Consider the following 11,686-nt stretch of genomic DNA (forward strand, 5'->3'; position numbering starts at 1 on the left):
ACCTTTCGATCGCGGCCTCGGTCGCGGCCGCCTCGGCGTCCGTGCCCGCCGCGGCCGCGGTCTTCGTTGGAGTGTTGTCGCTCACTCGTGCTCCTCCTTCGTTTCGTTCGTATCCATGTCGTTTCGCTCGACCCTGTCGGCTCCGTCGCCGGCGCCGGCGCTTGCGCCGGTGCCATCGGTCCCGTCATCGGCGGATTCGCGTTCCTCGAACTCGCACCGTGCGGCGTCGATGTTCGCCCGCATGCGCGAGACGTAGCCGGCGAGCGCCGTCCGTTCCTCGTCCGAGAAGCCGTCGACCAGTCTTTGCTCGATCCGCTCGCCGTTCTCGATGAGGATGCTCACGATGGCATCGGCCTTGTCGGTCAGGACGATCTTCTTGAGCCGGGCGTCATGCTCCACCGGCACGCGTTCGATCAGACCCTTCTTCTCCATCAGCGCGAGCACGCGCGAGGCGGTGGACCGCGTGATGCAGAACTTCTGTTCGATCGTGTGCTGGTAGATGTCGCGATCGCGGTTGCGGGCGAGGAACATGATGATGCGGGCGTTGCCGCCGGTGGCGATGCGCGCCGTTTCGGGCATCGTCTCGCTCAGCAGGCGGTTGAGCGATTTGACCAGGGCCCTCAGGTCGAAGCTGAGGATGTGTTTGTCCATATCTCCTCCACTTCACTGCCGTTGATCCGCGACGAACCGCCTTGACGCACTGCCCTGTACTGCACTGCAGGACCCTGCAGGGCAGTGTCGTGCTGGTGTCGACGGTCCATCACAGATGAATTGTTGCATATGCAACCTTTGCCGACGGCCATGGTAATACGTTCCGTATACAACAGTTGCATATGCAACAATCGGCGTGTCGCGCGACCGAGGACCGCCGACGACACGGCATCGGGGCACGGCATCGGCCTTCACGCGGAGAGACCTTCGCCAATCACAATCACCTGTCTCCGTTCCAGCGGCGGACGTGGAAAACCTTGCTTCGCCACCTTCGCGCCCGTTGCCATAACCCGATCATTCCGGCCGTATTGGCGTGATGTGGCAAAATCCGCTGCCACAAGTGTTCGAAAACGGGGTGACGGGCGAGTAGTGACAGCATGCTCCAGAAGCACTTGAGGACCGATTCAAATACAATGGCGGAATTCCAAGGATTCGGCAATGGAGAGGTACGCCACGACGCTCGCATTACGCCGATTTCGTCGTGTTGTGGCCGGACCCGCTGCCACAAGTGTTCGAAAAAGCGAAATCGTCGATCCTGTGGCAGGGGTTCCTGCCACAGGATCGCACAAGTACGGTTCCGGTCGTGTTGTGGAAACGCAGGGGGCCACAACAGCGCGGAATCGGCGCGCAGTGCAAGTTGTGGCAGCGAGTTGTGGCAGAAACGCCCCGACACCGAGCCACTTGTTTTCCTTTCCTGCCGGCAACAACTGCCGGCAACACGACTGCCGGCAGGAGTCACCTCAGGGACAACGCGGAGAACGCGACGCGGCGGCTCACGCCACGGTGAAGGCGGCGCGCTTGAGGTCCTCGCGCCTCGACGAGTGGCCGATGAGCAGTTCGAATTCGCCGGGTTCGACGATGCGGTTGGCATCCGGGTCGACGATCGTGCAGTCGGCGACCGGGATGTCGAACATGACGGTCCGGGTCTCGCCGGGCCGGAGGGTCACACGGCGGAAGGCCTTGAGCTCGCGGTCAGTCCAGCTGTACGAGGTGACGAGGTCGCCGATGTACGCCTGCACGATCTCGGTGCCCTCGCGATCGCCCGTGTTGGTCAGGGTGATTTCGGCGTGCACGGTGTCGCCCGCGTCGAACGTGCCGTCGGCGTTGCTCGCGCCGCCGGTGATGACCGGCTCGCCGTATGCGAACGTCGTGTAGGACAGGCCCTCGCCGAACGCGAACGCCGGATCCTGCGTGAGATCGGCGTAGCGGTTGCCGTGCTGGCCGCGGATCTGGTTGTAGTAGACGGGCAGCTGGCCCACGTGGCGTGGGAAGGTGATCGGCAGCCTGCCGGATGGCTCAGTGACGCCCAGCACGATTTCGGCGACGGCGCGGCCGCCCTCCATGCCCGGGTTGGCGGCCCACAGGATCGAACCGGTGCCGGCCTCGGGGTCGCTCACGCGCTTGGCGAAGACGCCGTTCTCGCCGGCGATGGAGGCGGGGAGCACCTGTGGCTTGGAGCTGACCAGCACGGTGACCATAGGCTTGCCGGTCTGACGGGCCACGGCCGCGAGCGCGTCGAGCAGCGCATTCTGTCCACCGAGCAGGTCGAGGGTGGCGGTGGAGCAACCTTCACCGATCAACTGGACCACGTCGCCGACCACGGCGACGATCAGGTCGGACCGGCGGGCGTTGGCAACCGCCTCGTCGATGAGCTTGCGGTCGATGGATGCGGCCACGCCGACCTTCGGACGCGGCTGGCCGTCCGGGTAGAACTCGCCCGCCGGATCGGGGATGAGGTCGATGATGTTCGCGCCGCGCGAGTAGACGACCTCGCATTCGTCGCCGGCGATCTGGCGGAAGCCGTCGAGCACGGTGGCGATCATGTCGCGCGGCTGGCCGTCCGGCATCCAGGAGACCTGTCCGGAGTTGCCGGTCCAGTCGCCGAGCTGGTTCTGCGCGTCGTCGGCGAGCGGTCCGATCACGGCGATGCGCCGCCTGCGTCCATCGTCGGCGCCATCGGCGTTGGCGTCGAACGGCAGGCCGCCGTCGTTGCGCAACAGCACGACGGCCTCGCGGGCGAGTTCGAGGTTGGCCCGGCGATGCTCCTCGCATCCGATGACGGTCTTGATGCGCTTCTCGTCCGGCAGACGCGGATCCTCGAACAGGCCGAGGCGGAACTTGAGAGCCAGAATGCGCGAGACCGCCTCGTCGACGAGCCGTTCGTCCAGCAGGCCGGTGCGCACAGCCTCGATCGCGCCCTCGTAGAACTGCGGGGTGGTCATGATCAGGTCGTTGCCGGCCTTGACGGCGTCGGCCGCGGCGTGCACGTAGTCCGGCTTGACGTGCTGCTCCCACACGGAGCGTCCCACATTGTCCCAGTCGGTGATGAGCGTGCCGTCGTACCGCCATGCGCCGCGCAGCTTGTCGGTGAGCAGCCACTTGTTGAACGTGACCGGCACGCCGTCGATGGACTCGTAACCGAGCATGAACGTGCCGCATCCCTCCTTGGCCACGCGCTCGAACGGCGGCAGGAACCACGATTCGAGCTTGCGGTGGCTCAGGTCGGCTTCCGAGGCGTCGCGGCCTCCCTGGGTTTCGGAGTATCCGGCGAAATGCTTGGCGCAGGCGAGGATCGCGTCCTTGGGCAGGGGGTCACCGACCTTGGCGCCGCCCTGATAGCCCCTGACCATGGCGGAGGCGAATTCGCCGATCAGCGTCGGATCCTCGCCGAAGGTCTCGTCGACGCGCCCCCAACGGGTGTCGCGGGCGATGCACAGGACCGGGGAGAACGTCCAGTGCACGCCGGTGCAGGACACCTCCTCGGCGGTGGCGCGTGCGGCCGCTTCGACCTTGGCGGGGTCCCAGCTGATGGCCATGCCCAGCTGCGAGGGGAAGATCGTGGCACCCGGCCAGAACGAGTAGCCATGGATGCAGTCGTCGCCGATGATCAGCGGGATGCCGAGTCGGGTCTTCTCATTGACGATTTCGACGGCGAGGGACAGGTCTTTGCGGCTGGTGTGCAGGATGGAGCCGACGTGCCTGTTCACGATGAGATCGTTGAGATCGTTGCTGCGCGCGTCGAGCTGCATCATCTGCCCGACCTTCTCCTCGAGGCTCATGCGGGAGATGAGGTCGGCGATGCGCTCGGATACGGGCAGGTCGGGGTTCCTGTACGGCGCGTCGGCGGCGACGGGGGCGTATGGGGTCTGATTGGCCGTTTCATCGGTCATGGCTGTGTTCCTTTCGGCTGGGATGAGCGGAAAACAGATGGGAGAGGTGACCAGCGGTGTCACCTCGCCCATGCACGAGCCCATAGTATCCCTTTTAGATCCCTTTAGCCCTGGAACACCTCGGGGTGCTTCGGATCGCCGGGGATGTCCTCGAGAAGGCCTTCGAGACCGAGGAACTCGCGCCAGAAGTCAAGCGGCTGTCCATAGGGGTTGGAGTCGCGGCCGTGGGCCTGGATGTTGGCCTTGGCCTCGAACACGTCCTCCTCGGTGAGCCCGTCGAAGTAGCTTTCGAGGCGGATGCGGTTGGACGGCACGTAGTACAGCGAGTTGATGATCTCGGTGAGCCTCTCGGCGCGTTCGATCGGCAGGGAGTCCCAGTGGCGGAACTCGATGAAGTTTTTCAGGCGCACGTCGTTGAAGTGCGTGGAGATGATGTGGTTGATCTCGTACGCGTTGAGCTCGCGATCCGGGTACACCTCGCCCGCGTTCTCGCGGAAGGCCGCGTGATGCAGCTCCTTGCGGCTCAGACCGGCCTCGACGGCCTCGGGCGTGTGCGTGAGGTCCGCGAACATGAGCGGCGTGGATAGCACGTCGATCGCGTAGTCCTCCCAGCTGAAGCGCTGGTCGTATAGGCCCGGGATCACGTTCGTGCGCTGGAAGTCGAGGTAGTCCCACATGCGCTGGCGCAGCAGCGGATACGGGTTGAGCCGCCCCTCGAAGTACGGGGTGTTGCGGAAGAACCATGCGAGGATCGGGCCGATCGCGGTGCCGACGCGCATCTTGTCGATCGAATCCTTCTCGTCGACGAAGTCGATGCTCACCTGCGTGGAGGCGGAGCAGCGCATCATGCACGGGCCGAACTGGCCGACGCGTCCCAGATAGTCGGTCATCGCGTCGTAGCGGTCCTTCGGATTGACCGGCACGTCGGCGAAGCTGGACTTGGGCTGGTAGCCATAGTTGACCAGACGGAAACCGAGTTCGTCGAGCACCGGGTCGACCTCGCGGCGGAAGGTCGCGTACGTCTGCAGCAGATCCTCCGGCTTGTGCAGGATGCCGATCGAGGTCTCGACCTGGCCACCCGGCTCGAGCGAGACGGCGATGCCGGGGCGCGAAAGGCCCACCAGATGATCGTTCTCCCAGTACTCCTTGTCGTGATCGTAGTACGGGGCGATGCGCTTCAACAGCGCCTCGATGCCATTCGGCTCGTAGTAGCTCACCGCCGTATCGTCGCTGTTGTGCACCGGCAGATGCTCGATCTCGACGCCGAAGCCGCCGGTGCCGCGCTTGGACCGGCCCGCCTCGAAGAACTTCAGGAGACTTTCGACGTGCTTCGGGTTCGGCTTGGCGAGCAGGTGCGCGTAACTGATTCTGGGAGTAACCATAAGCGGTATGGTATCCGTCCCTCCGGCCGCGCCCCGCCGTACGCCCGCCAATCGGCTATACCTTTTTCCGATAGCGGGCGATTTCCATGGGTTTCCGGCCGACGCAGCCGACGTTCAGTCGGCGGTCGTGAAGCCCTGCGGCTCGTCGCCGTCGGCGAACTTGGCCTTGTGCGCCTTCTTCGCCGCCGCGATCATGAGCTTGATGCGGTTGAGCTGGTTGGCCTCGGAGGCGCCCGGATCGTAGTCGATCGAGACGATGTTGGCCTCCGGGTGCAGTCGGCGGATCTTGCCGAACATGCCGCGGCCGGTCACGTGGTTCGGCAGGCAGGCGAACGGCTGGGCGCAGATCACGTTCGGGCAGCCCTGTTCGATGAGTTCGAGGATCTCGGCCGTCAGCAGCCATCCCTCGCCGGCCTGCACACCGATCGACGTGACCTCGGCGGCCTTCTTGACGAGCTCCGGCATCGGCTCGTCGCGGCGGAACTTGCCGTGCGAGGTGTCGAGCGCGGCGTTGATCGGCGCGAAGTAGCGGTCGAGGCCCCAGCGCATCACGGCGTAGGCAAACTGATTGCCGCCCATGCCGAGGTTATGCTCGTTCCAGTCGGTGATGTACGGCTTGGTGGTCATGAACTCCATGATGCCGGGCACCACGGCTTCGCAGTCCTGCGATTCGATGACGTCGACGACGTGGTTGTTCGCATCCGGCTGGTACTTGACGAGGATCTCGCCGACCACGCCGACGCGCACCTTGCGCGGGATGTCCTTCAAGGGCAGGGCGTCGAACGACCTGACGATCTCCCTGGCGAGGGTCGGGTACGGCAGCCAGCCCTTCTTCAGCCACGGGGTCTTCGCACCGGTCTTCGAGTAGCCGTGATGCTCGATCGTCTCGCGCACGATCGTGTCCCACTGCTCGTAGAGCCTGTTCGCCGAGCCCTTCTCCACCTCGTACGGGCGCACGCGGTAGAGGCACTTCATCAGGAGGTCTCCCAGAATCAGCGCCTTGACCGCGCGATGCAGCATCGGCACGGTGGCCTTGAATCCGGGGTTGTCCTCCAAGCCTTGCGTGGAGATGGCGATGATCGGGATCTGCGGGTAGCCCGCGTCGATCAGGGCCTTGCGGATCAGGCCGAAGTAGTTGGTCGCGCGGCACATGCCGCCGGTCTGGGTGATGGCGAGCGCCACGTGGTCCGGATCGTACTTGCCTTCGAGGATCGCATCGATGAGCTGGCCGATGACCATGATGGCCGGGTAGCAGGCGTCGTTGTTGACGTATTTGAGGCCGGTCTCCACGTCCGCGCGGGAGGCGTGCTTCAGGACGTCGAACTTGTAGCCGCCGGAGCGGATGACCGCTTCGACGAGCGAGAGGTGGATCGGGCTCATCTGCGGGGCGACGATCGTGTAGTTCTTCTTCATGTCCTTGACGAACTTCTCGCGATGCGCGTAGCGGGACATGGTGGCGTTGTTGTGGCCCTTGGTCTTCTTGCTTCCGGCGGACTGGTCCGTTTTGGCGGTGCCGGTGGTGCCGTCGCCGAGCGCGGCGAGGCGCGCGGCCTCGATGTCGCGTTTGGCGGCGCGCTTGGACGCCTCGCGCATGCGTTCGGTGAGCTTCGGGTTGGCGGCCATCGTCGTGTCGAGGAGGATCTGGCGGCCGGGGGTCGGCGCCTTGGATCCGGTCCTGCGGAATCCGGTGGACTTCGGCGCGCCGGCGGGAACGGCGCCGGAGGCGTCACCGGACGCGTCACCGGATGCGTCGGACGCGGCCTGCTCGGCCTTGACCTTGGCCTCGGCGGCGTCGACGGCGGCCTGCGCCTCGGCGAGCGCGGCCTTCGCGGCGGCCAGATCGGCTTCGGCCTTGGCCTGTGCCTTGCGACGTTCCTCCATCTGCGCCTCCAGTTCGGCGGATTTCACGGCGATCGCCTTGTCATCCAGCAGCGGCTGATCATGCTTGTCGACGCCGGCGGACCGGGCCGCCTCAAGGGCGTGTGTCGCCTGCTCCTCGCGGCGCTTGTTGGCCTCGCGCTCCTCGACGGCGGCCTTGAGCGAGCGCAGACGAATCTTGGCGGCGCCGAGGTTGGAGACCTCGTCGATCTTGAGCAGCGTGTACACGTCGGCCTTGTCGGCGAGGATCTCGGCGACCTGATCGGTGGTGATCGCGTCGAGGCCGCAGCCGAAGGAGTTGAGCTGGACGAGCTCGAGCCCCGGGTAGGAGGCGACGAAGTGGGCCGCCGCGTACAGGCGGGAGTGGTAGGCCCACTGGTTGGTCACGCGCAGCGGCATGCGCGTGACGGTGCGGTCGCCGACATGGCGGAACCCGTTGGCGTTCTTCCTGCGCGGATCCTCCTCGCCTTGCGCAAGGAACTCGGTCAGGTTGAGCTTCTCCCCCGGCTGCAGCTCGCAGATCGAATCCTCGGAGAGGACGACCATGCCGAGCGCGCAGATGGTCTCGGGGATACCGTGGTTGATCTCCGGGTCGATGTGGTAGGGGCGGCCGGCGAGCACGATGCCTCGGCAGTTGTGCTCCTTCATGTAGGCGAGGGCCTTGAGGCCTTCCTGCTGCACGTCGTGCTTGAAGACCTTGTCCTCGGCGTAGGCGGCCTTGACGGCGGTCTCCGCCTCCTCACGCGTGACGTTCGCCCACGCGAACTCCTCGACGATGCGGTCGACCATGAGCTCGTGGTTGGCGAGGTTGAAGTAGGGGTGCATGTAGCGCACGCCCTCCTCGCGCAGTTCGGGCATGTTCGCGCCGACGACGAGCGGGTAGTTCGCCACGACCGGGCAGTTGTAGTGGTTGTCCGTGTTGGGCACGAGGTTCTCCTCGTAGCTCACGCACGGGTAGAAGATCGTCTTGACGCCCTTGTTGAGGAGCCACTTGATATGGCCGTGCACGAGCTTGGCCGGGTAGCAGATGTTCTCGGAGGCGATCGATTCGATGCCCGTCTCGAACAGTTCGTGGCTGGATCGTCCGGAGATCATCACCTTGAAGCCCAGGGAGGTCAGCAGCGTGAACCAGAACGGGTAGTTCTCGTACATGTTGAGGGCGCGGGGGATGCCGATCTCGCCGCGCGTGGCCTTCTTGTCGGTGAGCCTGCGGTAGGCGAAGCAGCGCTTGTACTTGTAGTCGTACAGGTTCGGACGGTCGGAGCGCTGCTTCTTCGCGTCGCCGCCGCGCTCGCAGCGGTTGCCGGTCACGAAGCGCGAACCGTCGGAGAACGTGGTGATGGTGAGCTTGCAGTGGTTCTGGCACAGTTTGCACACGTCGCGTTCGGTGGTCATCGACATGTTGTCGAGCGCGTCGCCGGTGAGAATCGACGAGGCGGTGTGGTGCACGCCGTCGATGACGACCTCGCCCTCGTGCGCGTTGGCGTTGGGGGTGTCGCCCGCGGCGGACTCCTCGGCTTCGGCCGAATCGGTCGCGCCGGCCGAATCGCCCGCGTCCTCGAGGGAGGTGCCGTCCGCCGCGACGTGATCGTGGTCGTCGTCAGCGACGTCCTCGTAGTGCATGCGCGCCGTCAGGGCCGCGCCGTACGCGCCCATGAGTCCCGCGATGTTCGGACGGGTCACCTCGCGGCCCGTGAGCAGCTCGAACGCGCGCAGCACGGCGTCATTGAGGAACGTGCCGCCCTGCACGACGACCGTATCGCCGAGCTCACCCGCGTCGCGCAGCTTGATCACCTTGTACAGGGCGTTGCGCACGACGGAATAGCACAGGCCGGCGGCGATGTCCTCGATCGAGGCGCCTTCCTTCTGCGCCTGCTTGACCGACGAGTTCATGAACACGGTGCATCGCGATCCCAGATCGACCGGATGCGTGGAGGCGAGCGCCTTGGCCGTGAACTCCTGGATCGTCAGTCCCATCGACATGGCGAAGGTCTGCAGGAACGAGCCGCAGCCGGAGGAGCACGCCTCGTTGACGGCGATCGAATCGATGACGCCGTCGGTGATGGCGAGGTACTTCATGTCCTGGCCGCCGATGTCGATGACGGCGGTGACGCCGGGGCTGACCATTTCGGCGCCGCGGTAGTGGGCCATCGTCTCGACGACGCCCTCGTCCAGATGCAGGCCTGTGGTGATAAGCCCCTCGCCGTAGCCCGTGGCGCACGAGCGGGCGATCCACGCGTCGGCCGGCAGCTCGGACTGGATCTGCTTGACGATGTTGATGGCGGCGGTCAGCGGGCTGCCCTCGTTGTTCGCGTACGAGGACCAGACGATCTCGCGATCGTCGTTGACGAGCGTGGCCTTGATGGTGGTCGATCCGGCGTCGATGCCGAGGAAGTGCGGGCCGTGCGCGCCCTCGAGCGTGCCGATGTGGATGTGCTCGCGGTGGTGGCGTGCGTTGAACGCCTCGCGATCGGCCTCGGTGGGGAACAGCGGCGGCATGGTCGGGGTGTTGGAGGGCAGGTTCTTGAGCTCCTCCAAGCGCTTGAGGATATCGGCGCAGGAATGCGCTTCGAAGTGGTGACCCTCGTCGTCGACGTCGGTCTCGGCCTGCAGGGCCGCGCCGTACGCGACGTACAGGTGGGCGTTGGTCGGCACGATGAACTCGTCGACCTTGCCGTCGAGCGCGCGCTGGAACGCGGCTCTCAGCTCGCTCATGAAGAACAGCGGTCCGCCGAGGAAGATCACGGTGCCGTGGATCGGGCGTCCGGAGGCGAGACCGGCGATGGTCTGCGTGGCGACGGCGGTGAAGATGGATGCGGCGAGATCCGGCTTGGCGGCGCCGTCGTTGATCAGCGGCTGCAGGTCGGTCTTCGCGAACACGCCGCAGCGTGACGCGATCGGGTACAGGTTCTGGTAGCTCTTGGCCATCTCGTTGAGGCCTGCGGCGTCGGTATCGAGCAGAGTCGACATCTGGTCGATGAACGCGCCGGTGCCACCCGCGCACGAGCCGTTCATGCGCTGCTCCGGGGTGGGCTTGAGGTAGGTGATCTTGGCGTCCTCGCCGCCGAGCTCGATGATGACGTCGGCCTGCGGGTACTCCTTGTCGATCGCCTCGGTCTCGGCGATGACCTCCTGGACGAACGGCACGCGCAGGTTGTCCGCGAGCGCAAGTCCGCCGGATCCGGTGATGGCGAGGCGAATCGGCTCGTCGCCGCGCCCGAGCTCCTCGAGCTTCTTGTGGATGTCGACGAGGAGCCCCGCGACGGTGGCGCGCACGTTGGCGTGATGTCGGCGATAGTCGGAGAACAGGGTCTCGGACAGGGAGTCGGACTGGTCGAGCACGACGGCCTTGACGGTGGTGGAGCCGATGTCCAATCCCACGCGCAACGGCTTCGTATCGTGGTTCGACGCCACGGTATGTGCTTCGTTCACCATGTAAACCTCTTCAACCGATTTTCCGGGACGCCCCTTGCGCGTCGCGCACAGATAGCGTATGGCCCGGCCGCTCAAAACCCATACTGTAGTCCGAAGCCCCGCCCAAGAACGGCGGGTGACGCGGTCATTCGGCGTGATTCATCTAACAGGAAAAGCCGCAAACGCAACGTTCCCGCGTGTCCTGTCGGGATTGGGATTGGGTCGATGCGAGCCCACCCGGACGAACGCACGAAGCGCTTAGATGAGTTGGCGAACGCCCTGCGCCTCCCGATGCCTCATAACAATTCCATCCCGCTACACGCGAGTCGTGGACTGCCAGCCGGCTGCGGTGTCCACACGCTCGCACGGCCAAGTCATCTCTCCATCTGCGTCAAATAGATCTACATGACTCCGTTGCCCTGTTGCGATGATCCCTGTGCTGCCCACCTAATGCAGTGAGGCGCTATTGCTGTTTTCGCGGGTGGTTGCTCGCCATTGAGCCTCAGGGAAAGGGCCTTCCCATTGTCGAAACGGCGGCATTCGAATACTCGATCCCGAATTTCGCCCATTTGCACATTCTCCTGCGGTCTGTCTCGACAGCCTCGCGTGGGACTCAGCGCGGTCAAGGCCGATTCCGGCACTTAGTCCCACGAATCCGAGGGACTCAACGCGATTCCCCGCGTTTTCCGCTCTGAGTCCCGCGACCACACCCGCCCACACCGGCACCGGGCTGGAAACGCCATGTCAATACCGCCGCAAAACGGCGGAATTCCAACGATTTCCGTTCTGCGACCGACGGACGGTCACGGGGGCGGGCGTTCAGGCCGTGGGACTCAGCGACGAAATCGCCTATAACCGCGCTGAGTCCCGCGAATCCGGGGGATTCAACACGATTCCCCGCGTTTTTCACGTTGAATCCCCCGGAACAAGCAGAGACGGCTAGTACCCTGCGCCGTGAATCCATTGTTGAATTTGAATTGATCACTCCTCGGACCCGCTTCGCGGGCCGGCTCGTCCTGCAATTACGGACACGCGCGTCATACCGGCTCGCCTGCCAGCTTGCACGTTGTCTACAAGCAGCTCCGCCGTTTGCTCCGCGGCAACGTCCCGACAAGGGGAGCCAGGAATGAG

Annotated in this window: 4 protein-coding genes; all 4 read right to left on the bottom strand. The window is 65.0% G+C overall.

The features are described 5' to 3' along the window. Nucleotides 1-81 precede the first annotated feature (81 nt). Nucleotides 82-651: a MarR family winged helix-turn-helix transcriptional regulator gene (locus EMB92_RS08665; protein ID WP_150394535.1), complete on the bottom strand. Its 570-nt coding sequence runs from the start codon at nucleotides 649-651 to the stop codon at nucleotides 82-84. Nucleotides 652-1,484: 833 nt separating this feature from the next. Then, nucleotides 1,485-3,881, bottom strand: coding sequence for a glycoside hydrolase family 3 N-terminal domain-containing protein (locus EMB92_RS08670; RefSeq protein WP_150394536.1), 2,397 nt, complete (start codon nucleotides 3,879-3,881; stop codon nucleotides 1,485-1,487). 104 nt (nucleotides 3,882-3,985) lie between these two features. Further along, nucleotides 3,986-5,263 (bottom strand): glutamate-cysteine ligase family protein, encoded by a 1,278-nt coding sequence (locus EMB92_RS08675; RefSeq protein ID WP_107044245.1) that lies wholly within the window; start codon nucleotides 5,261-5,263, stop codon nucleotides 3,986-3,988. A gap of 114 nt (nucleotides 5,264-5,377) precedes the next feature. Next, nucleotides 5,378-10,576, bottom strand: coding sequence for an acyl-CoA dehydratase activase-related protein (locus EMB92_RS08680; RefSeq protein WP_150394537.1), 5,199 nt, complete (start codon nucleotides 10,574-10,576; stop codon nucleotides 5,378-5,380). Nucleotides 10,577-11,686 lie beyond the last annotated feature (1,110 nt).

The sequence above is a fragment of the Bifidobacterium callitrichos genome (assembly GCF_008698085.1).
Classification (GTDB): domain Bacteria; phylum Actinomycetota; class Actinomycetes; order Actinomycetales; family Bifidobacteriaceae; genus Bifidobacterium; species Bifidobacterium callitrichos.